General features: G+C 71.2%; 18 protein-coding genes and 1 pseudogene. 8 read left to right on the plus strand and 11 right to left on the minus strand.

Features of this window, described 5'->3' with window-relative positions; genetic code table 11:
* Positions 1-2: 2 nt before the first annotated feature.
* The 6 genes and pseudogenes from cydD to FL583_RS25305 all read right to left on the minus strand — a co-directional run bounded on the left by cydD (position 3) and on the right by FL583_RS25305 (position 9,057).
* Positions 3-3,345: pseudogene (gene cydD, locus FL583_RS43095) on the minus strand (thiol reductant ABC exporter subunit CydD).
* On the minus strand, positions 3,342-4,358 hold the full coding sequence (gene cydB, locus FL583_RS25285; RefSeq protein ID WP_142707309.1) for a cytochrome d ubiquinol oxidase subunit II: 1,017 nt from the start codon (positions 4,356-4,358) through the stop codon (positions 3,342-3,344). Before cydB ends, cydD begins: the two are co-directional and overlap by 4 nt.
* A 9-nt stretch (positions 4,359-4,367) precedes the next feature.
* Positions 4,368-5,798, minus strand: coding sequence for a cytochrome ubiquinol oxidase subunit I (locus FL583_RS25290; RefSeq protein WP_142707310.1), 1,431 nt, complete (start codon positions 5,796-5,798; stop codon positions 4,368-4,370).
* Between the two features lie 146 nt (positions 5,799-5,944).
* Positions 5,945-6,385: a MarR family winged helix-turn-helix transcriptional regulator gene (locus FL583_RS25295; protein WP_142707311.1), complete on the minus strand. Its 441-nt coding sequence runs from the start codon at positions 6,383-6,385 to the stop codon at positions 5,945-5,947.
* Complete coding sequence (locus tag FL583_RS25300; RefSeq protein WP_142707312.1) at positions 6,382-8,253, minus strand: MFS transporter; 1,872 nt, start codon at positions 8,251-8,253, stop codon at positions 6,382-6,384. Before FL583_RS25300 ends, FL583_RS25295 begins: the two co-directional genes overlap by 4 nt.
* Before the next feature lie 102 nt (positions 8,254-8,355).
* Positions 8,356-9,057, minus strand: coding sequence for a hypothetical protein (locus tag FL583_RS25305; RefSeq protein WP_142707313.1), 702 nt, complete (start codon positions 9,055-9,057; stop codon positions 8,356-8,358).
* A gap of 184 nt (positions 9,058-9,241) precedes the next feature.
* Between FL583_RS25305 and FL583_RS25310 the strand changes: the two genes are divergently transcribed.
* From FL583_RS25310 to FL583_RS25340, 7 genes are all read left to right on the plus strand, one after another.
* Positions 9,242-9,646: a DUF3052 domain-containing protein gene (locus FL583_RS25310; RefSeq protein ID WP_142707314.1), complete on the plus strand. Its 405-nt coding sequence runs from the start codon at positions 9,242-9,244 to the stop codon at positions 9,644-9,646.
* Positions 9,643-10,542, plus strand: a complete 900-nt coding sequence (locus FL583_RS25315; protein ID WP_142707315.1) for an ABC transporter ATP-binding protein — start codon at positions 9,643-9,645, stop codon at positions 10,540-10,542. Before FL583_RS25310 ends, FL583_RS25315 begins: the two co-directional genes overlap by 4 nt.
* Positions 10,539-11,330, plus strand: a complete 792-nt coding sequence (locus tag FL583_RS25320; protein ID WP_142707316.1) for an ABC transporter permease — start codon at positions 10,539-10,541, stop codon at positions 11,328-11,330. Before FL583_RS25315 ends, FL583_RS25320 begins: the two co-directional genes overlap by 4 nt.
* A 179-nt stretch (positions 11,331-11,509) precedes the next feature.
* Positions 11,510-15,385 (plus strand): multifunctional oxoglutarate decarboxylase/oxoglutarate dehydrogenase thiamine pyrophosphate-binding subunit/dihydrolipoyllysine-residue succinyltransferase subunit, encoded by a 3,876-nt coding sequence (locus tag FL583_RS25325; protein WP_142707317.1) that lies wholly within the window; start codon positions 11,510-11,512, stop codon positions 15,383-15,385.
* Complete coding sequence (locus FL583_RS25330) at positions 15,385-15,564, plus strand: DUF6104 family protein (RefSeq protein WP_142707318.1); 180 nt, start codon at positions 15,385-15,387, stop codon at positions 15,562-15,564. The genes FL583_RS25325 and FL583_RS25330 overlap by 1 nt, the downstream gene beginning before the upstream one ends.
* Before the next feature lie 40 nt (positions 15,565-15,604).
* Complete coding sequence (locus FL583_RS25335) at positions 15,605-16,324, plus strand: hypothetical protein (protein WP_142707319.1); 720 nt, start codon at positions 15,605-15,607, stop codon at positions 16,322-16,324.
* Between the two features lie 99 nt (positions 16,325-16,423).
* On the plus strand, positions 16,424-17,128 hold the full coding sequence (locus FL583_RS25340) for a hypothetical protein (RefSeq protein ID WP_142707320.1): 705 nt from the start codon (positions 16,424-16,426) through the stop codon (positions 17,126-17,128).
* A gap of 4 nt (positions 17,129-17,132) precedes the next feature.
* Here the strand turns inward: FL583_RS25340 and FL583_RS25345 are convergent, their stop codons facing one another.
* From FL583_RS25345 to FL583_RS25355, 3 genes are read right to left on the minus strand one after another with little or no spacing between them, the layout of a single operon-like run.
* Positions 17,133-18,080 (minus strand): zinc-binding dehydrogenase, encoded by a 948-nt coding sequence (locus FL583_RS25345; RefSeq protein ID WP_142707321.1) that lies wholly within the window; start codon positions 18,078-18,080, stop codon positions 17,133-17,135.
* Positions 18,081-18,089: 9 nt separating this feature from the next.
* A complete protein-coding gene (locus FL583_RS25350) occupies positions 18,090-18,710 on the minus strand; it encodes a TetR/AcrR family transcriptional regulator (RefSeq protein ID WP_142707322.1) in 621 nt (206 codons plus the stop codon).
* A complete protein-coding gene (locus tag FL583_RS25355; protein ID WP_142707323.1) occupies positions 18,703-19,845 on the minus strand; it encodes an alkane 1-monooxygenase in 1,143 nt (380 codons plus the stop codon). Before FL583_RS25355 ends, FL583_RS25350 begins: the two co-directional genes overlap by 8 nt.
* Positions 19,846-19,956: 111 nt before the next feature.
* Between FL583_RS25355 and FL583_RS25360 the strand changes: the two genes are divergently transcribed.
* Entirely contained in the window at positions 19,957-20,217 is a 261-nt protein-coding gene (locus tag FL583_RS25360) for a cell division protein CrgA (RefSeq protein ID WP_170323859.1), read from the plus strand.
* 119 nt (positions 20,218-20,336) lie between these two features.
* Here FL583_RS25360 and FL583_RS25365 read toward each other — a convergent pair whose 3' ends face one another.
* Positions 20,337-21,542 (minus strand): NAD(P)-dependent malic enzyme, encoded by a 1,206-nt coding sequence (locus FL583_RS25365; RefSeq protein ID WP_420843189.1) that lies wholly within the window; start codon positions 21,540-21,542, stop codon positions 20,337-20,339.
* Positions 21,543-21,685: 143 nt separating this feature from the next.
* Positions 21,686-22,102, minus strand: a complete 417-nt coding sequence (locus FL583_RS25370; protein ID WP_142707325.1) for a S26 family signal peptidase — start codon at positions 22,100-22,102, stop codon at positions 21,686-21,688.
* Position 22,103: the final 1 nt, after the last annotated feature.

Consider the following 22,103-nt stretch of genomic DNA (forward strand, 5'->3'; position numbering starts at 1 on the left):
TGTCAGTCTCCCACTCGCTCGGGTTCGACGGCTGCCCCGGCCAGAAGCTCGCGCTCCCACGCCGTACGGTACGGACCGTCAACGGACAGCAGGGCGTCGTGCGTTCCGCGCTGGACCACTCGTCCCCCGTCCAGCACGAGAATCTCGTCCACCTCTTCGCACCCGGCGAGCCGGTGGGTGATCAGCACGGACGCGCGCCCGGTCGCCAGCAGGTCCGCGGTCAGCGCGTCGGCGGTGGCCGGGTCGAGGCCGGCGCCCGGTTCGTCCCAGACGACGACCGGGAAGTCCGCGAGCACCATCCGGGCCAGCGCCAGCCGCTGACGCTGGCCGCCGGAGACCCGCGCGCCGACCCGGGCGTCGAGCCCGTCGGGCAGCGTCCGCACCCAGTCGTCGAGCCGGGCCGAGCGCAGCGCCGCCCACAGCTCGTCCACGCTCGCGGCCGGGTCGGCGACCATCAGGTTCTCCCGGATCGTCGTGTCGAACAGGTGCGCGTCCTGCGCGCACCACCCGATGTGCCGACGGACGTCGTCCGGGTCGAACGCCCGGACCGGCACCCCGGCCAGCGTGAACGTCCCGGCCGACGGGTCCAGGAACCGCACGAGCACCGCCGCCAACGTGCTCTTCCCCGCCCCCGACGCCCCCACCACGGCCACCCGCCGCCCCCGCTCCAACCGCAGATCGATCCCCTCCAGCGCGTTCATCCCGGCCCGAGGCCACCCCGCCGAGACGCCGGCCAGCTCGACCGGGAACACCTCGGCCACCGCCGCCGAGCCGCCCGCCGGCGGCGGCGCGGTCGGCGGCTCGGTGTCGAAGACCTCGCGCAGGCGCGACTCCGAGACGCGCACCCGGGCGGCCGCCAGCGCCGCCGCCGGCAGCCCCGACACGGCCTCGAACGCGGCCAGCGGCAACAGCACCACGACGGCCAGCAGCACCGGCGACAACGACCCACCCCGAACCGCGGACGCCCCCGCGGCCAGAGCCGCGATCACCGCCCCGCCGGTCGCCAGCGCGGTCAACCCCGCTCCCACTCCGGCCCCGACCGCCGACCGGGCCCGCGCCCGCGCCAACCGCCGATCGATCGCCGACACGACCTCCAGCCGCTCGGCCCCCGACCCGTACGCGACCCACTCCGGCAGCCCCTGCACCAACTCCACGACCGACGTCGTCAGCGCGGCCCGGTCCCCTACCGTCTCCCGCTCGGCCCGAGCCGCGGTCAGCACCGACACCCACGGCACCAGCACCCCGCCGACCAGCAACGCCACCGCCAGCGCGACCCCGGCCACCGGCAGCAGCACCCCGGTCCCGAGCACCGCCAACGCCCCGACCACGGCCCCGACGAACACCGGCAACCGCACCCGCAGGTACCGGTCCTGCACCTGGTCCACGTCGTCCACGAACCGGGCCAGCAGATCCCCTCGCCGGAAGAACGTCAGCCCGGCCGGCCCGACGCTCTCCAGCCGCGCGTACACCCGCGACCGCAACGAGGCCAGAATCCGGAACGTCGCGTCGTGCCCGACCAGCCGTTCCGCGTACCGCAGCACCCCGCGCCCGAGCCCGAACGCCCGCACCGCGGTCACCGCGACCGCCAGCTCCAGCACCGGCGGCTGCTCCGACGCCCGGCTGATCAGCCACCCCGAGGTCGCCAGCAGCGCGACCCCGCACCCCAGCGCCCCGGCCCCCAGAGCTCCCGCGGCCCACAACCTAGAGAACACGCACACCGCCCATCCGCACCACGTGATCGGCCAGCGTCAGCAGCGCCGGTCGATGCGCGACGATCACCGCGGTCCGGCCCTCGACCAGCCGCCGCAACGCGGCCAGCACCCGCTCCTCGGACTCCCCGTCCAGGTTCGCGGTCGGCTCGTCCAGCAGCACGACGGCGGCGTCCCGCAGGAACGCCCGGGCCAGCCCGACCCGCTGCCGCTCCCCCGCCGACAGCCCGGACCCGTCCTCCCCGAGCACGGTCTGCAGCCCGGACGGGCGCGCGGCCAGCACCCCGTCCAGATCGGCCGCGGTCGCGGCCCGGGCCACGTCCTCGTCGGACGCGCCGGGCCGTCCCAGCCGGATGTTCGCCGCGATCGTCCCGGCCACCAGCGTCGGCCGCTGCGGCACCCACGCCACCCGCGCGCGCCAGGCCTCCGGCTCCAGGTCGGACAGGTCCACGTCGCCGATCCGCACGCGTCCGGCCTCCGGCCGCACGAACCCGAGCAGCACGGCCAGCACCGTCGACTTCCCGGTCCCGCTGGGCCCGATCAACGCGGTGACGGTCCCTTTCCGGACGACGAGCGACGCGCCGTCGAGGGCCGGCTCGGTACGGCCCGGATATCGCACGGTGACGTCGTCCAGCACCAGCGCGCCGTCCGGTACCGACGTCCGCGTCCCGGCCGTGGGCACCGGCGTCTCGAGCACCGCGAACACCGCGTTCGCCGCCTCCAGGCCCTCGGTGCTGGCGTGGAACTGGGCGCCGACCTGGCGCAGCGGCAGGTACACCTCGGGCGCGAGGATCAGCACCAGCAGCGCGGTCTCCAGCGTCAGCGAGCCGTCGACCAGCCGCAGCCCCACCGACACGGCGACCAGCGCGACCGAGAGCGTGGCCAGCAGCTCCAGCACCAGCGACGACAGGAACGCGGCCCGCAACACGCCCATCGTCGTGCGCCGGTAGTCGTCGGTGATCCGGCGGACGGTCGCGACCTGCGCTTTCGCCCGCCCGAACACGATCAGCGTCGGCAGCCCGGCCACGACGTCGAGGAAGTGCCCGGACAGCCGGGACAGCGCGTCCCACTGCCGCTTCGTGCGGCCCTGGGTGTACCAACCGACCAGGGCCATGAAGATCGGGATCAGCGGAACGGTCACCGCGAGCACCACCGCGGTCAGCCAGTCGGCCGCCAGCAGCCGGGCCCCGACCAGCACCGGCACCACGACCGCCAGCACCAGCTGCGGCAGGTACCGGGCGAAGTACCCGGTCAGCGCATCGACCCCCCGCCCAGCCAGCGTCCCCAGGTCCCCTGCGCCCCCGCCGGCGCCCGCGCCCGGCGCTCCCCCACCGAGCGCGACCGCCTTCGCGAGGAGCGCGCGACGCAGCGTGGAGACCACGGCCGCACCGGTCCGGTGCGCGGCCGCGTCCTGCGCCCAGGCCACGGCGGCGCGCACGACCGTCACCACCGCCAGGCCGGCCAGCTCGGCCCGCACCGAGTCGCCTCCGGCGACGACCCCGGCGATGGCCGAGGCCAGCAGCGTCGCCTGCGCGATCAACAACCCGGCCGACGTCACCCCGAGCGCCACGCTCGCGACGAGGAACCAGCGCGTCGCCTTCGCGTACCGGAGCAGCCGCGGGTCGAGCGGCCTCACGGCGAGACCAGAGCGGCGCCGGACGACGGCGGGATGTCACGCACCCCGATCCGCTTCCGGAACACCCAGTACGTCCAGCTCTGGTACAGCAGCACCAGCGGCGTGAACGCCAGCGCGGCCCACGACAGAATCCGCAGCGTGTACGGCGTCGCGGCCGCGTTCGTCGTCGTCAGGCTGTTCGCGGAAGCCAGCGTCGACGGCACGACGGCCGGGAACAACAGCGTGAACAGCGTGACCGCCACCAGCACGATCGCCGCCCCGGTACCCAGGAACGCCCAGCCCTCCCGCCCCCGCGCGTTGGCCATCCCGGCCGCCACCAGCGCGACCACCGATCCACCCGCGGTACCCTCCGTCACCGCGTCCCCGTGCGGGGCGAACAGCAACGCGCCCACGACGACGACCACCGCGACGACCAGCACCCGGCCGGCCAGCGCCCGGGCCCGCTCCCGGATCTCCCCGTGCGTCTTCAGCGCGACGAACGCGGCCCCGTGCAGCACCGACAGCGTCAGCGTGGTCAGGCCCCCGAGCAGCCCGGCCACCGTGAACAGGCCGAACACCGACCCGGTGAACTCGCCGTCGGCGTCGATCGGGAGCCCGCCGAGCAGGTTCCCGAACACGAACCCCCAGACGAACGCCGGAACGACCGAGCCGAACACGATGCACCGGTCCCAGCGACGCTGCCAGCCCGGGTCGGTGCGCTTGCCGCGGTACTCGAACGCGAGCGCCCGCAGGATCAGCGCCACCAGCAGCAGCACCATCGGCAGGTAGAAGGCCGACAGCAGCGTCGCATACCACTCCGGGAACGCGGCGAACGTCGCCCCGACCGCCGCGACCACCCAGACCTCGTTGCCGTCCCACACCGGGCCGATCGTGTTGATCAGCACCCGGCGCTCGGTGTCGTCCCGGCCCAGTACCGGCAGCAGCGTGCCGACCCCGAAATCGAACCCCTCCAGGAAGAAGTAGCCCGTCCAGAGGAACGCCAGCACGACGAACCAGACGGTGGTGAGCTCCATGACGTCCCCCTAGTAGGCGAAGGCGAGCTGGCGCTCGGCGTCGGACTCCGACTCTTCGACCGGCGCCGCAGGCGCCTCGGGCCCGGCCTTGGCGTAGGTCAGCAGGAGCCGGGTCTCGACGACGAAGAGGACCGCGTAGAGCAGCGTGAACACGGTCAGAGAGATCGCGACGGTACCGGTGGACATGCTCGGCGAGACGCCGTCGGCGGTGCGGAGCATGCCGTAGACCACCCAGGGCTGACGGCCCATCTCGGTGAAGATCCACCCGAACGAGTTGGCCAGGATCGGCAGCGGGATCACCCACACGGCGGCCCGCCACACCCAGCGGGGTACGGTCGCGCCACCGCCCCGGCGACGCAGCCGCCCCAGCCACCGGCCGGGCGCGCCGGAGAGCGCCAGCAGGCCGGCCGCGACCGCGGCCGCCGCCATGCCGACGCCGATCATCAGCCGGAACGTCCAGTAGGTGACCGGGACGATCGGGCGGTAGTCGCCCTCGCCGTAGCGAGCCTGCTCGGCCCGCTGGACGTCGTTGATCCCCTCGACCTCACCGTCGAACGTGCCGGTGGCCAGGAACGACAGGACCCGCGGGATCCGGATGCTGAAGATCTCGTCGTCCCCGTTCAGCGACCCGATCGTGAACACCGAGAACGACGCCGGCGCGACCGTGTCGTACAGCGCCTCGGCCGCCGCCATCTTCATCGGCTGCTGCTGGGTCATGATCCGGGCCTGCATGTCGCCGCTGATCGCGACGCCGACCGCGGCGAACAGCATCACCCAGGACGCCAGCCGCAGCGACGGCCGCATGACGTCGAGGTGCCGCCCGCGCGCGAGGTGCCAGGCCGAGACCCCGATCAGCAGCGCCGACCCGGTCATGAAGCAGGCGAACAGCACGTGTGGGAAGGCGGAGAGGAGGGTCGAGTTCGTGAGGACCGCGCCGAAGTCGGTGAGCTCGGCCCGTCCCCCGTCGATCCGGTACCCGACCGGGTGCTGCATCCACGAGTTCGCGGCCAGGATGAAGTAGGCGGAGAGCATCGTCCCGATCGACACCACCCACATGCAGGCCGCGTGCGCCCACTTCGGCAGCTTGTCCCAGCCGAAGATCCACAGCCCGAGGAACGTCGACTCGAGGAAGAACGCGAGCAGGGCCTCGATGGCCAGCGGCGCGCCGAAGATGTCGCCGACGTAGCGCGAGTAGTCGCTCCAGGCCATGCCGAACTGGAACTCCTGCACCAGCCCGGTCGCGATCCCGATCGCGAAGTTGATCAGCAGGAGCTTGCCCCAGAACTTGGCCGCCCGCCGGTAAGGGTCCCTACCGGTGCGGACGTACGCGGTCTCCAGGATCGCGACCAGGAACGAGAGCCCGATCGACATCGGCACGAAGACGTAGTGGTAGACGGTCGTGATCCCGAACTGCCAGCGCGCGAGGTCCAGCTGATCCATGTCGTCCCCGTCGAGGGAGGTGTCTACACGTCGTAGACGTCTTACTTATGACTACACCACGTAGACGATCGACCGACAACATGGCGTGCCGCACACGAACGACAGCGCCCCGGCCGAGGGCCGGGGCGCTGTCGGGACGGCGGAAGTCAGGTGGTGCAGAGCCGCGCGGCGAGGGTCTCCAGCACCGGCAGGGCCGCGTCGATCGCGGCCCGCTCCTCCGGGGTCAGCAGGTCCAGCTGCGCCTGCAGGGCCTTCGCGCGGACGCCGGCCAGCCGGGTCAGGAACTCCTCGCCCTCGTCGGTGATCCGCACCAGGTAGGCCCGACGGTCGGCCGGGTCGCTCTCCCGGGCCAGGTAGCCGTTGTTCTCCAGCAGCGCGACGATCCGGGTCATCGTCGACGGGGTGACTCCCTCGCGGATCGCCAGGTCGCCGGGGCGAATCGGCCCCTCCCGGCGCACGGTGCCGAGCGCCGCGACCGACCCGGGCCCGAGCTCGCTCGGCTCGGTCCGGCGCAGCGCGCGCGACAGCCGCGCCAGCGCACTCGGCAGCCGCATCGTGACCTGGTCCTGGACCTCGACGGCGGTCACGACGTGCCGTCCGGGCGCGACACTCCGGCCGCTGCCGTCTCTTCCTCGGGGACCACCGGGGTCAGCGGCACGGCGCCCTCCACATCGGCTTCGAGTTCGTCGGCGACCTCGCGGTCGTCAGCCGTCGCGGCCGGAGCGGCCGCGGCCGCGGCCGCGGCTTCGCGGCGGGAGCCGGTGCTTCCGCCGACCAGCGACGCGAGCGCCGCCACCACCATCATGACGGCCGCGGTCACGAACACGACGACCAACCCGTTGTGGAACGGCTCGGAGATCAGCGCCGGGAAGTACTCCTTGCCGGTCAGCGTGGCCGCGTTGGCCGCCGGGATCTGGTCGAGCGCACCGGTCGGGCCGAGCAGCGAGGCCAGCGGGTTGAACCCGAGGAACGCGGCGAACAGCGTCCCGACCGGCGGCAGCTGGGCGACCTGCCCGGCGATCTCCGGCGAGACGCCCTGCGACTGCAGCCCCTGGTCGAGCGTCTGCGGCAGGTGCGACGAGAGCCCGGCGATCATCAGCGAGAAGAACACGCCGATCGACAGCGCCGAGCCGGCGTTGAGGAACATGCCCCGCATCCCGGACGCGACCCCGCGCTGATCGGCCGGCACCGCCCCCATCACCGCCGCGGTGTTCGGTGAGCTGAACAGCCCCGACCCGACGCCGTTGGCGAACGTCAGCAGCGCGAACAGCCAGTACGGGAAGTTAACGGGGATCAGCAGCAGCCCCACGAACGAGGCCGCGACGATCAGCAGCCCGCCCACCGCGAACTGCTTCGAGCCGTACCGGTCGGACAGCCAGCCCGAGACCGGCCCGGCCACCAGGAAGCCGATCGTCACCGGCAGCAGGTAGATACCGGCCCACAGCGGCGTCGACTCGTAGGCGTAGCCGTGTCGCGGGAGCCAGATGCCCTGCAGCCAGATGATCAGCATGAACTGCATGCCGCCGCGGCCGATCGCCGACAGCAGCCCGGCGAAGTTCCCGGCCGCGAACACCTTGTTGCGGAACAGCCCGACGTGGAACATCGGGTACTTCACCCGGGTCTCGATCACCACGAACGCCGCCAGCAACACGACGCCGCCGATCAGCCCGGCCAGCACCCACGGGTTCGTCCAGCCGGTCGAGTGGTCGCCGTAGGGCTGGATGCCGTACGTGATCGCGGCCAGCAGCACGCCCAGCCCGACGCCGAACGTGATGTTGCCCAACCAGTCCACCGGGTCGGTCTCGCGCTTCGAGAGCTCGTGCAGCGACCGGTACGACCAGATCGTGCCGATGATCCCGAGCGGGACGCTGACCCAGAACACCGCTCGCCAGTGCCACTCGGAGAGCAGGCCACCGAGCACCAGGCCGATGAACGACCCGGCGATCGCCGCCACCTGGTTGATGCCCAGCGCCATGCCCCGCTGGTTGCCCGGGAACGCGTCGGTGAGGATCGCGGTCGAGTTCGCCATGATCATCGCGCCGCCGACACCCTGGACGACCCGCCAGCCGATCAGCCAGAGCGCACCGGCCCCGCCCATCGCCGGGTCGAGCGAGAGCGCGATCGACGAGACCGTGAAGACGACGAAGCCCAGGTTGTAGAGCTTCACCCGGCCGTACATGTCGCCGAGCCGGCCGAACGTCACGACCAGCACCGCGGACACGAGCAGGAAGCCCATGATCATCCACAGCAGGTAGCTGACGTTGTTCTGGTCCAGCGGGTTGAGCTCGATCCCACGGAAGATCGCCGGCAGCGAGATCAGCACGATCGACGAGTTCACCGTGGCCAGCAGCATGCCGACGGTGGTGTTGGAGAGCGCGATCCACTTGTAGCGCGGGTGGTCGCGGTCGAAGCGCCGGGCGGTGGACGCTTCGGGCGTGGTCGAGCGAGGTGGCATGGTTCCCAGATTAGTTGCTTGACGCCTACTAATCTTTTCGAGTGACCGGCTTAACACAAGTGACCGGCTCCCCCCGTGGAGCCGGTCACTCGAATCGTCCGGTCAGACCGCGGCGGCCAGCGTGCCGGCCGGCACTCCGCTGGTCACGATCTGGGCCAGCGCGGTCAGCGCGGCCCGCCCGTCCACGGTCAGCAGCTGGCCGCCCGGCCGGCGCACCGCCCGGACCGGCACCTGCAGCAGGTCGGCCGCGCGCACCAGCGTCGTGGCCGACCACGGGTCGCCGACGCGCACCGCGAGCCCGTCCGGCCCACCGCGCCCGGGCCCCACGGCCAGCAGCGCGGCCCGCCAGGCCGCCGCCGCGACGACGAGCTCCCGCCGGCGCCGTCCCGGCCCGACCGCCGGCCCGACCGAGCGCAGCGCGGTGGCCCCGGCCGACGCCGATCGGGCCAGCACCTCCTGCACCTGGCCGCCGGATTCGCGGGGAACCGTGACCCGGTGGATCTCGTAGCGGTGACGCCCGCCCTGGTACCCCGACTCGACCGCGGCCAGCGGCGCGATCGCGCTCAGCGCGGCGACCAGCCGGCGGGCGGCGGCGTCGGTGTCGAACTCGGCGAGCAGCCCCGGCTCGGGCGCGACCCGCTCCGGCCGGTTGTGGTGGACGGTGGGTCGGGTACTGGGCGAACGGCACACTCCGGGCCGCGCGGCCGAACGAACCAGCATGGCCGCCTCGAACGGCGCCCACGCGGGATCGAGCGGTGCGCGGACCATCGCTGCGCGCAGCGCGTCCACCTCCGAGCGGATCATGGTGACCTCCCAGCCCATCAGGTCCCGTGTTCTCCGTTGGCGAAGAGCATCCGCGTCGGCAGTCCGGGAGGCCGCATATCTGAGCTACTTCTGAGGAGTCCGCTTCTGCCCGGCTGAGCACAGAAATGCGCTGGAAACAGAAGTGTTCTTCCGTCACAGGACGTCGGCCCACTAGCGTGTCCGCGTGACCTCCGGCTACTCGGGCTACAGTGGCACGCCGTTGCCTCGCAAGCTGGGGGTGAAATCCGGCCACCGTGTCCTGCTCGACGGCGCACCTCCGTCGTTCGCGCTGGAGCCCCTTCCGGACGACGTCAGCGTCGACCGCGGGCCCGCCGACGGCGAGCCCTACGACGTCGCCCTGGTCTTCTGTCCGGACGCGGACGCGCTGCAGGCGCGCTGGCCGGTCGTGCACCCGCGGACGACGAGCGCGGGAGCGCTCTGGGTCGCCTGGCCGAAGGGGCGCCGGGAGTTCGGGGAGAACGCCGTCCGCGAGTACGGGCTGACCCACGGGCGGGTCGACACGAAGGTCTGCGCGATCGACGCGACCTGGTCGGGGCTGAAGTTCGTGATCCGGGTGGCCGATCGGTGACCGGTCGGATCGTCGTCAGTGGGCTCACCAAGCAGTTCGGCGCGATCCGGGCCGTCGACGACCTCTCGTTCACGGTCGAGCCAGGCACGGTCACCGGATTCCTCGGGCCGAACGGCGCCGGCAAGACCACGACCCTCCGGATGCTTCTCGGGCTGGTCGCGCCCACCGCGGGCAGCGCGACGATCGGCGGCCTCCGCTACGCCGACCTGCCCCGGCCCCTCGCCGTAGTGGGCGCCGCGCTCGAGGCCTCTGGCTTCCACAAGCGCCGCACCGGCCGCGCCCACCTGCGGATCCTCTGTGCGGCCGCCGGCCTCCCGGCCCGGCGCGCCGACGAGGTGCTGGAACTCGTCGGCATGACGCCGGCGGCCGGACGGCGGGTCGGCGGCTACTCGATGGGCATGCGTCAGCGGCTCGGGCTGGCCCAGGCGCTGCTCGGCGACCCGCAGGTACTGATCCTCGACGAGCCGGCGAACGGCCTCGACCCGGCCGGCATCCACTGGCTCCGGGAGCTGCTGCGCTCGCTGGCCGCCGCGGGCAAGACCGTGCTCGTCTCGTCGCACCTGCTCAGCGAGGTCGAGCAGACCGTCGACGACGTCGTCATCATCGCGGCCGGCCGGAGCGTGCGGCAGGGGCGGGTGTCCGACCTGAAGGCGCAGGCCCAGTCGGCCGTCCGGGTCCGGACGCCGAGCCCGGACCGGCTGGTGCAGGCGTTGCCGGGGGTCACGGTGCGGCCCGGCCCGGAGCCGGGGGTCGTGCTGGTCGAGCGGATGCCGGCCGCCGACATCGGACGCATCGCGCTGGCCGTCGGCGTCGAGCTGCACGAGCTGACGCCGGTCCAGTCCGACCTGCAGGACCTGTTCCTGGCCCTCACCGGCAGCCAGGCGGGCGTCCGATGAACACGATCCGGTCGGAGCTGTTGAAGATCCGGTCGCTCTCGATCGGCTGGACGACCGCCCTGGGCACGCTGCTGGTGACCGTCGTGGCGCTGTTGTTCTGGTATTTGATCCTGCAGTCGCAGATCGGGCCGGGCACGGATCGGGAAGGCAGCGCGCCCGATCTCGCCGAAACGGTGTTCACGTCCGGGCAGTATTTCGGCCTGCTCCTGACGATGATCTTCGGCGTCACGATCGTGACCAGCGAATATTCGCACCAGACGATCACCGCGACATTCCTCGCCACGCCGAAACGCAGCCGGGTGGTGCTGGCGAAAATCGCCGCCGGGCTGTTCTGCGCATTTCTGTTCTTCGCGATCAGCACGGTGCTGGCGGTGGGCGCGGGCAGCGCGATCCTGGTCTCGCTCGACGTCCCGCTCCGGGCCGGGCTGGGCACCGGACTGGGGGCGGTCGCGCTCAACGCGCTGGCCTACTTCGTCTGGGTGATCTTCGGCGTCGGGCTGGGGACGCTGCTGCGCAACCAGGTGGCCGCGGTCGTCGTCGCGATCGTGCTCTACCTCGGAGAACTCGGCGGGCAGCTGGTGTTCTCGCAGCTCGCCTCCGCGTTCGAACGCGACTGGATCTCCGATCTGCAGTACTACCTGCCGGGTGGGGCGTCCCGGGCGATGACGTCGCTGGTTCCGGCCGACGGCGTCCCGCACTGGTGGGTGGCCGCGCTGGTGCTGCTGGCCTACGGAATTCTGACGACCGCGTACGGAACGCTGGTCACCGCGGCGCGCGACGTGAGCTGAACCGATAAGGGTTCCGGAACGTAGCGGGAATCGAGTGTCATAGTGCACTCGAGGTCCGTAACGCGTGCTGGGCGCTCGGCACTGAACTTGCTCTCGGCGTAGCCTGGGCAGTTGCGGCTAGGGCCGCACAATTACGAACCGTACGCACGAGTAGCTGAGAAGAAGGCGAACACGCGGCCGTGTCGACGCAGAGCAGCACCAGCCCACAGACCGAGGACTCCCTGGCGGCCTTCGGGGCCAACGAATGGGTGGTCGAGGAGATCTACCAGCAGTACCTCGCCGACCCGGCCAGCGTCGATCCGGCCTGGCACGAGTTTTTCGCCGACTACAAGCCGACCGGTGGCGCCGGTCCGACGAGCGGTCCGTCCGGGAACGGCGCCGCCGCGTCCGCGCCGACCAAGGACCGCGCCGACGGTCGCGCCGGAGGCTCGACGTCGTCGTCGAACGGCTCGGTGCCCACGCCTGCTGAGCTCGCGAACAAGACGGCCCCGAAGCCGGCTCCGCCCAAGCCCGGCCCCAAGCCCGGGCCGTCGGCCGGCGTCGTCCCGACCCCGGTCGCGAAGCCCGCGCCGCCGAAGGGTGCGACGGCCGCGCCGGTGAAACCCGCGCCGGCCAAGCCGGCCCCGGCGGCGAAGGCCGAGGCGTCGGCGAAGCCGGCCGAGGCTCCGGCCGAGAAGACCGGTCCGGAGACGAGGACGATCCGCGGCGCCGCGGCTCGGATCGTGCAGAACATGGAGGCCTCGCTCGAGGTCCCGACCGCCACCAGCGTGCGGGCGGTCCCGGCCAAGCTGCTGGCCGACAACCGCATCGTGATCAACTCGAACCTGGCGCGCTCGCGCGGCGGGAAGGTCAGCTTCACCCACCTGATCGGGTGGGCCCAGGTCAAGGCCGCGATCGACCACCCGGAGATGAACAACTCCTACACCGAGGTCGACGGCAAGCCCGCGCTGGTCATCCCCGACCACATCAACCTCGGCCTGGCCATCGACCTGCAGCAGAAGGACGGCAGCCGGTCGCTCGTCGTCGCCAGCATCAAGAAGTGCGAGACGCTCGACTTCCAGCAGTTCTGGCAGGCCTATGAGGACATCGTCCGCCGGGCCCGGAACGGCAAGCTCACCACCGACGACTTCGCCGGCACCACGATCAGCCTGACGAACCCCGGCGGCATCGGCACCGTCCACTCGATGCCCCGGCTCACCAAGGGCCAGGGCGCGATCATCGGCGTCGGCGCGATGGAGTACCCGGCCGAGTTCTCCGGGCTCTCCGAGGAGCAGCTGGCCAACAACGCGATCAGCAAGGTCATCACGCTGACCAGCACGTACGACCACCGCATCATCCAGGGTGCGCAGTCGGGCGAGTTCCTCAAGCGGATGCACCAGCTGCTGCTGGGCTCGGACGGGTTCTACGACGAGATCTTCGCGTCGCTGCGCATCCCGTACGAGCCGGTGCGCTGGGTCCGCGACGTCACGACCGTGCACGAGGGCGAGATCGACAAGACCTCGCGCATCCTCGAGCTGATCCACTCCTACCGGGTCCGCGGCCACCTGATGGCCGACACCGACCCGCTCGAGTACCGCCAGCGCCGCCACGCCGACCTCGACATTCTCGAGCACGGCCTGACGCTCTGGGACCTCGACCGGTCGTTCCCGGTCGGCGGTTTCGCCGGCAACCGGACGATGAAGCTGCGCGAGATCCTCGGCGTGCTGCGCGACTCGTACTGCCGCCGCATCGGCGTCGAGTACATGCACATCCAGGACCCGGCCGAGCGGGCCTGGATCGCCAAGCGCGTCGAGGTGAAGCACGCCAAGCCCGACACCGAGACGCAGAAGCGCATCCTGTCGAAGCTGAACGAGGCCGAGGCCTTCGAGACGTTCCTGCAGACGAAGTTCGTCGGCCAGAAGCGGTTCTCGCTGGAGGGCGCCGAGGCGGTCATCCCGCTGCTCGACGAGGTGCTGCAGGCGTCGGCCGAGGACGACCTGGACGAGCTGGTCATCGGCATGGCCCACCGCGGACGCCTGAACGTGCTCACGAACATCGTCGGCAAGCCGTACGAGAAGGTGTTCAACGAGTTCGAGGGCAACATGGACCCGGAGTCCACCCAGGGCTCGGGCGACGTGAAGTACCACCTCGGCGCGGAGTCGAAGTACACGACGCCGGACGGCCAACACACGATCAAGGTGTCGCTGACCAGCAACCCCTCGCACCTGGAGGCGGTCAACCCGGTGCTCGAGGGCATCGTCCGGGCCAAGCAGGACGTGCTCGACAAGGGCCTCGAGGGCTTCACCGTGCTGCCGGTCCTGCTGCACGGCGACGCCGCGTTCGCCGGTCAGGGCGTGGTCGCCGAGACGCTGAACCTCTCCCAGCTGCGTGGGTACCGCACCGGCGGCACCGTGCACGTCGTCGTCAACAACCAGGTCGGCTTCACCACCGCACCGGCGTACTCGCGGTCGAGCTTCTACTCGACCGACGTGGCCCGGATGATCCAGGCGCCGATCTTCCACGTGAACGGCGACGACCCCGAGGCCTGCATCCGGGTGGCCCGGCTCGCGTTCGACTACCGCCAGGCGTTCCACAAGGACGTCGTCATCGACCTGGTCTGCTACCGCCGCCGGGGGCACAACGAGGGCGACGACCCTTCGATGAGCAACCCGGAGATGTACGCGATCATCGACAACAAGCGGAGCGTCCGGAAGCTCTACACCGAGGCGCTGATCGGCCGCGGCGACATCACGGTCGACGAGGCCGAGGAAGCCCTCAAGGACTTCCAGGGCAAGCTCGAGCAGGTCTTCCGCGCGACGAAGGACTCGACCCAGACGTCCCGGCGCGAGCCGACGCTGCAGTCGAACCCGTCCTCGCAGGTCGTCGAGACCGCGGTGTCGCTCGACCTGCTGCACCGGGTCGGCGACGCGCACGTGGACTACCCGGAGGGCTTCCACCCCCACCCGCGGGTCAAGCCGCTGATGGAGAAGCGCCGGAAGATGGCCTACGAGGGCAACGTCGACTGGGCGTTCGGCGAGATCCTCGCGCTCGGCACGCTGGTCGCCGAGGGCAAGATCGTCCGGCTGGCCGGGCAGGACTCCCGCCGCGGGACGTTCGTCCAGCGCCACTCGGTGCTGATCGACAAGGAGAACGGGTCGGAGTTCACGCCGCTCGACCTGCTCGGCGCCCGCAACAACCAGGGCACCGGCCGGTTCTTCGTCCACGACTCGCTGCTCAGCGAGTACGCGGCGATGGGCTTCGAGTACGGCTACTCACTGGCCATGCCGGACGCGCTGGTGCTCTGGGAGGCGCAGTTCGGCGACTTCGTGAACGGCGCCCAGACCGTGATCGACGAGTTCGTCTCGTCCGGTGAGGCGAAGTGGGGCCAGCGCTCCGGCGTCGGCCTGCTGCTGCCGCACGGCCAGGAGGGTCAGGGCCCCGACCACTCGTCCGGCCGCATCGAGCGCTTCCTGCAGATGTGCGCGGAAGACAACATGACGGTCGTCGACTGCACGACGCCGGCGAACTGGTTCCACCTGCTGCGTCGCCAGGCGCTGTCGGGCATCCACCGTCCGCTGGTCGCGTTCACGCCGAAGTCGCTGCTCCGGCACCGGGCCGCCGTGTCGTCGCTGGAGGAGTTCACCGAGGGCAGCAAGTTCCAGCCGGTCATCGACGACCCGGGCATCGACGGCGTCAAGCCCGACCCGGCCAAGGTCAAGCGGGTCCTGCTCTGCTCGGGCAAGCTCTACTACGACCTGGCCGCGGCCCGGGCGCAGCGCAAGCTCGACGACGTCGCGATCGTCCGGCTCGAGCAGCTCTACCCGCTGCCGGTCACCGAGGCGCGCGAGGTTCTCGGCCGTTACCCGAACGCCGAGGACCACGTCTGGGTGCAGGAGGAGGCCGCGAACCAGGGCGCCTGGAGCTTCGTCGCGCTGAACCTGCTCGAGCAGCTCGAGGGCGTCCGGCTGCGCCGGGTCTCCCGCAAGGCGGCGGCGTCGCCGGCCGTCGGGTCGGCCAAGGTGCACGAGCAGGAGCAGAAGGCGCTGATCGAGGCCGCTCTGCCGAGCGGCGCCTGATGTACTTCACCGACAAGGGCATCGAGGAGCTGGTCGAGCGTCGCGGGGAGGAGACCGTGACGCTCGGCTGGCTCGCCGATCAGCTGCGCACGTTCGTCGATCTCAACCCCGATTTCGAGATCCCGATCGAGCGCCTGGCCACGTTCATCGCCCGCAGCGACGAAGACGACGACGAATAGCCCGTGAGGCCGCCCGGGCACCATCCACTATGGTGCCCGGGTGCTCCTCCGAATCGGTTTCCGCCTCGCGACCGCGATCGCCTTGTTCGCCGTCCTGACCGGTTGCGATGCCATCAACGACGAGATCGACGCCGAATCGGCATCGCCGTCCGCCTCCGCGTCGCCGGCCGAGGCCCGCGAACGTCGCCTGCTGACCCCGGCCGAGGCCGAGGCCGCGCTTCCCACCGTCTCCGACCTGGGCGGCACCGGTTGGACCGCCGGCCCGAGCAGCACCGACGACGCCCAGCCGACCGTCATGCCGGCCCGCTGCGCGCCGTTGGTGACCGCCATTGCGACCGACTTCCCGGCGTACAAGTCGAAGCTGGCGGCGAACGAATCCCGCACGTTCACGAACGAGACCGGCAGCTACACCGCCGCCACGTACGAGATCGCGTCCTGGACGAACGCCGCCGACAGCGCGCTGCCGATCGACGCCGCCCAGGTCGTCGACCGCTGCACGTCGACTCTGACCGTCTCGCTTCCCGACGGCACGGTGCAGACGTTCACCCCGAAGCGCCTCCCGGCGTTACCGATCGGCGACAAGCAGGTCGCGATGCAGTTCAGCGCCTCCAACCACGGGGTGAAGTTCTACCTGACGATCTTCGAAGCGACGATCGGCCACAACCTGATCACCGTTTCCCAGACCACCAGGTCCCCCGACGATCTCCAGAAGGCGTTCGAGCCCTTGATCAAGGGCATCCTGGCCGACCTGGCCAAGTGATCCCGCCGGCGCTTCAACCCTGACCGGCGGCCGCCGAGGCGGGACTTGGTTGCGCCAGGCTGTGTATCTGCTGTGGACAGTCACTACTAGGGTGCCCGAGTGTTCACACGCGCACCCTCACTCCTCGCCACCGCCCTCGTTCTCGGCGTCACGCTGGCCGGATGCAGCAGCAATCCCGAGCCCATCGTCGAGAAGACCAACCCGGCCCCGTCGCCATCCGAGGCCCCCGAGGGACGGCTGCTCACCCCCGCCGAAGCCAAGGCCGCGCTCCCCGCCGTCTCCGAACTCTCCGGTGACGGCTGGACGGCCGGCGAGACGCCCCTGGACGAGTCCGACCCGACGGTCGAGCCGGCGTCCTGCAAGCCGCTGTACGTGCAGTTCCCGACGGACTTCGCCGGCTACCGGCCCAAGCTGGCGGCCAAGGAGAGCGTCACGTTCTCGAACGAGTCGAGCAACACCCAGACGGTGTACGAGGTGTCGTCCTGGACGCAGGCCCCCGACGCCGGCCTGCCGCTCGCGGCCGGGGCACTGGTGGACCGGTGCCCCTCGTTCACGGTCACCGACGCCGACGGCACGGACGACATGACGGCGACGAAGCTGAAACCGCTCGCGATCGGGGAGAAGCGGATCGCGGTGCAGCTCACCAGTCAGGAGCAGGGCACCACGATCTACCTCACGGTCTTCGAGGCGGTGGTCGGCCACAACCTGATCGCGGTGGCGCAGGGAGGCACCGAACCGGGCGACCCGCAGCAGTCGTTCGCACCCCTGATCCAGCACATGCTGAGGCGCCTCGGAACCACGTGACTCCTTACAGGTCGTTCTCCAGGACGACCTTGCCGAAGACGTCCCCGCTCTGCAGGTGGGCGAACGCGTCCCGGGCCCGGGAGAGCGGGAACGTCGAGTCGATGATCGGGCGGAGGCCGGTGCGGGCGCACAGCTCCATCAAGGCCGCCAACTCCTCCGCCGACCCCATCGACGTCCCCAGGATCGAGATGTCGAGGAAGAACACCCGCCGCAGGTCGACCCGCGGCAGGTGCCCCGACGTCGCCCCCGAGACGACCAGCCTTCCGCCCGGCTTCAGCGACTTCAGCGAGTGGTCGAACGTCGCCTCGCCCACGGTCTCGATCACGCAGTCGACGCGTTTCGGCACCCGGGCCCCGCTCTCCAACGGGATCGCCCCGAGCTTCTCGGCCCGCTCCCGCTTGGACGCGTCCCGGCTGGTCGCGTACACGGTGGCCCCGAGCGCGGTGCCGATCGCGACGGCCGCGGTGGCCACGCCACCACCCGCCCCCTGCACCAGCACCGACGATCCGGCGGTGACCTGCCCGCACGAGACGAGCATCCGGTACGCGGTGAGCCACGCGGTCGGCAGGCACGCGGCCTCGGCGAACGACAGCTCGGCCGGCTTCGGCACCAGCGACGAACGCGGCACCGCGACCTTCTGGGCCAACGTCCCCGGGAACTTCTCCGACAGGATCGAGGTCTTGCCCGACTCCGGGTCGGCCACCACCGAGTAGACGACGACCTCGTTGCCCTCCGGGTCGCGTCCGGCCGCGTCGCAGCCGAGGATCATCGGCAGCTGCTCGGCCGCGAGACCGACGCCCCGCAGCGACCAGAGGTCGTGGTGGTTCAGGGCACTGGCCACGATGTCGACGACGACCCAGCCGTCGGGCGGGGTCGGATCCGGCACGTCGCCGGTCTCGAGCGCGGACAGCGGATCGGCGTCGTCGAAGCGGGCGGCGTAGGCGGCGAACATCTTCCGACACTATCCGCGGGCCGCGCCCCCGTCGCCGAAAGTGTGAACCGACGCACGGTGGAACACCTCGGTGATGAACGGACGCAGCACCCGCGTGATGTCCCCGAGCGCGTCCCCGCCGGCCACCGTCACGTGGCTGATCGCCAGCCGGACGACGGTCTCGGCGAACAGCCGCACGTCCCCGGCCTCCAGCTGCGGCCAGTAGACCCCGATCACCGCGACCAGCCGCTCCCGCGCGACCTCGATCACCGGCCAGCTCTGGGTCGTGACCAGCGGCAACAGGTCGTCGCCGCCGAGGATCGCCTTCACCATCGGGTTGTCGGCGGCCCCGGTCAGGAACGCGTCCAGCGCGGCTTCGATCGCCTGGTACGGGTCGTCCGCGTGTGCGGCCACCGCGTCCGAGACCGTGCCCAGGAACCGGTCGGCCTCCCACAGCACGTACTGCTGGGCCAGCTCCTCCCGGGAGCCGAACAGCTGGTACACGGTCTGCCTGCTGATGCCGGCCGCGTCGGCGACGTCGGCCATCCGGGTCTGTTGCCAGCCCCGGTCGCGGATCAGCTGCTCCACCGCGTCGAACACGGCGTCGCGCATCCCGGCCCGGACCCGTTCGACGTAGCTGCGTCTACTCAAGTACGAGCTCCCCACGCGCCTCCAGCGACGCCCGCGCGGGCTCGTGCAGGTTGGCCCGGTCGAGGTCGCCGCCGTAGTGGGCGATGACCTTCGGATCCATGATCCGGCGCCACAGCGGCGGGAAGAGCGCCACGACGATCATCGTGGCATAGCCCGCCGGAAGCTGCGGAGACGTGTCGTACGTGCGCAGGATCTGGTACCGGCGGACCGGGTTCGCGTGGTGGTCGCTGTGCCGCTGCAACTGGTACAGGAACATGTTCGTGACCAGCCGGTTGGAGTTCCAGCTGTGCTGCTCGTCGACCCGCTCGTAGCGGGTCCCGTTGTGCGAACGCTTCAGCCCGTAGTGCTCCAGGTAGTTCACGACCTCGAGGAACGAGAACCCGAGCACGGCCTGGGCGGCCAGGAACGGAAGCACGCCCGGGCCGAACCACAGAGCCAGCCCGACGAACAGCACCAGCGTCATCGCCCACGCGTTGAGCACGTCGTTCCGCCAGGTCCACCGGCTCCGCCGGCGCAGCGCGAGCCGGGAGGACTCCAGCCGCCAGGCCGAGACCAGGCTCCCCCACACGGTCCGCGGCCAGAACCGCCAGAACCCCTCGCCGAGCCGCGAGCTCGCCGGATCCTCCGGCGTCGCGACCCGGGTGTGGTGACCCCGGTTGTGTTCGACGTAGAAGTGGCCGTACGCGGTCGGCGCCAGCGCGATCTTCGACAGCCAGCGCTCCAGGCTCTCGCGCTTGTGCCCGAGCTCGTGGGCCGCGTTGATCGCGATGCCGTTCACGGTCCCCACCGACACGAGCACCCCGAGCTTGCCCGCCCACCCCAGGCCGCCGTCGACCCACTGCCACGACCCCAGCACCAGCCCGCCGAACTGCAGCGGGAGGTACAGGAACGTCAGCCAGCGGTAGTACCGGTCGGCCTGTAACCCGCCCGCCGCATCCTCCGGCGGGTTCCCCACGTCGTCGCCGCCGATCATGTCGACGAGCGGGATCACCACGAAGACCAGCAGCGGGGTCAACCACCACCAGCCCTGGACGCCGGTCTGCGACACGATGCCGTAGCTCAGGAACGGCAGGATCGGCACCACGATCGCCGAAGGCCAGAGATAGCGTCGCCCGTCTCGCCACGAAGTCGTCATCGACTCGGTCCTCCCAGTAGAGGTGAAACCTCGACAACGAACGATGGCATCCGAGATACTGCGCTGACAAGAGGCCAGCAGATGTCAGCGCCACTGTCATTCGGAGGGGCCGTGTCTGAATCGGAGAAGACCGCCTACACCGCGTCCGGCCGCACGCCGTCCCGCCCGTGGGTTGGCGCGCTGCTCAGCTCGCTGACGTTCCTCGGCGCCGCCTGGCTGCTCGCCTACACGCTGTTCGACCTGCCTCCGGTGGAGGCGCTGGGGCCGTGGAACTACGTCGGGGTGGTCGGCATCGTCGTGGTCGACGCCCTGCTCGGCAAGCTCTGGCGCGGCGCCGACTACGTCCGCCCCACCAACACGTCGCGCGTGTAGTTGCACACCCCCGGCCGGCGAGGACGGGACCGCAACCGCCTACGGCGGAGCGGGACGTCACCCGCGGACACCACGACGGCCGGCCGCGGAAGCGACCGGCCGTCACCAGGCAGGCGTAATCAGGCTCGTGCGACACCCTCGGCGCGGGCCGCGGACGAGACCGCGGACGCGACGGCGGGAGCGACCCGCGGGTCGAACGGGCTCGGGATGATGTGGTCGGCGCGCAGTTCGTCGGCCACGACGGCGGCGAGCGCGTCCGCGGCGGCCAGCTTCATGCCCTCGGTGATCGACGTGGCGCGGACGTCCAGCGCGCCGCGGAAGATGCCCGGGAACGCGAGCACGTTGTTGATCTGGTTCGGGTAGTCGCTCCGGCCGGTCGCCACGACGGCGGCGTACTTGTGCGCGACGTCCGGGTGCACCTCGGGGTCGGGGTTAGCCATCGCGAAGATGAACGAGTCCGGCGCCATCGTGGCCACCGCCGACTCCGGGACCTGGCCCGACGAGAGCCCGACGAACACGTCCGCGCCCTCGAGCGCGTCCTCGATCGAACCGGTGAGCCCGGCCCGGTTCGTGAGCGTGGCCAGCTCGCTCTTCACCAGCGTCAGGTTCTCGCGGCCGAGGTGGATGATGCCCCGTGAGTCGGCCACCGCGATGTCACCGACCCCGGCGGCGAGCAGCATCTTCGTCACCGCGACGCCGGCCGCACCGGCGCCCGAGACGACGACCCGCAGGTCGGCGAGGTCGCGACCGGTCAGCCGGGCCGCGTTCTCGAGCGCGGCGGTGGCGACGACCGCGGTGCCGTGCTGGTCGTCGTGGAAGACCGGGATGTCGAGCCGCTCGGCCAGCATCGCCTCGATGGCGAAGCAGCGCGGGGCGCTGATGTCTTCGAGGTTGATGCCGCCGAACGACGGCGCGAGCCGGGCGACGGTCTCGACGATCTCGTCGGGGTCGGTCGTGTCCAGGCAGATCGGGACCGCGTCGATGCCGCCGAACTGCTTGAACAGGACGGCCTTGCCCTCCATGACCGGCATCGCGGCCCTGGGGCCGATGTTGCCGAGACCGAGCACGGCGGTGCCGTCGGTGACCACGGCGACCGTGCGGGACGCCCAGGTGTACTCGTCGAACAGGGCCGGCTCGGCCGCGATCGCGCTGCACACGCGGGCGACACCGGGCGTGTAGGCGATCGACAGGTCGTCCCGGTTCTCCAGCGGGATCGTCGCGGCGATCTCCATCTTGCCGCCGCGATGGGCGGCGAAGACCGGGTCGGGCTCGGCTTTGAGTTCGGAGGGATTGATGGAAACGGCGCTCACAAGGGGCTCCTGAATTCGGGCGCGGCGGACGGTGCGGCAGGACCCCACGGTCGTGGGTGCGGCGGTCGCGTCACCCGGGGGTCGCCCGGAGATAGACACAGGATTCTCGCACGGGTGGATCGATCAGGTGTACCACGTATTGGGACGGGTGCGGTAAGTCACTGCGCCCCAGCGAGATCCGTCCTGCTCAGGATACCGATCCGGCGCGGCGGCCAGCAGCGGACGAGGACCCGCCCGTAGACGGCGGCCGGACCGTACCGGCGCGAGTCGTCGGCCACCGCCCCGTTGTCGGACGCCAGCCACCAGCCGTCGGCCATCGGCCGCACCGCCCGCTTGACGACCAGCAGATCGGGCCGGGCCGGGAACGAGCCGACGACGACGTCACCGGGTCGCACCCGAGTCGTCCGGCGGACCAGCACATGATCGCCGTGCTTGAGGGTAGGGACCATCGAGGGCCCGCTCACCAGGATGTGCACCCAGCGCGATCGGCCGAGTGATCGCTCGGCAGGGGTAAGAGGAGGCAAGACGCACCCGGGAGTAGGGTCAGACAGGTAGTCGTTCGTCGGACATTGCATC

It is taken from the genome of Cryptosporangium phraense (assembly GCF_006912135.1).
GTDB classification, from domain to species: Bacteria; Actinomycetota; Actinomycetes; order Mycobacteriales; family Cryptosporangiaceae; genus Cryptosporangium; species Cryptosporangium phraense.

Bases quoted from the DNA above. Each gene is read 5' to 3' on its own strand.
- FL583_RS25345 (WP_142707321.1), bottom strand. From the start codon at position 18,080: ATGTTCGCCGCCTACGCCGCCCGCTTCGACGACGCCGATCCGCTGTCC.
- FL583_RS25300 (WP_142707312.1), bottom strand. From the start codon at position 8,253: ATGCCACCTCGCTCGACCACGCCCGAAGCGTCCACCGCCCGGCGCTTC.
- FL583_RS25330 (WP_142707318.1), top strand. From the start codon at position 15,385: ATGTACTTCACCGACAAGGGCATCGAGGAGCTGGTCGAGCGTCGCGGG.
- cydB (WP_142707309.1), bottom strand. From the start codon at position 4,358: ATGGAGCTCACCACCGTCTGGTTCGTCGTGCTGGCGTTCCTCTGGACG.
- FL583_RS25370 (WP_142707325.1), bottom strand. From the start codon at position 22,102: ATGCAATGTCCGACGAACGACTACCTGTCTGACCCTACTCCCGGGTGC.
- FL583_RS25355 (WP_142707323.1), bottom strand. From the start codon at position 19,845: ATGACGACTTCGTGGCGAGACGGGCGACGCTATCTCTGGCCTTCGGCG.
- FL583_RS25320 (WP_142707316.1), top strand. From the start codon at position 10,539: ATGAACACGATCCGGTCGGAGCTGTTGAAGATCCGGTCGCTCTCGATC.
- FL583_RS25305 (WP_142707313.1), bottom strand. From the start codon at position 9,057: ATGATCCGCTCGGAGGTGGACGCGCTGCGCGCAGCGATGGTCCGCGCA.
- FL583_RS25290 (WP_142707310.1), bottom strand. From the start codon at position 5,798: ATGGATCAGCTGGACCTCGCGCGCTGGCAGTTCGGGATCACGACCGTC.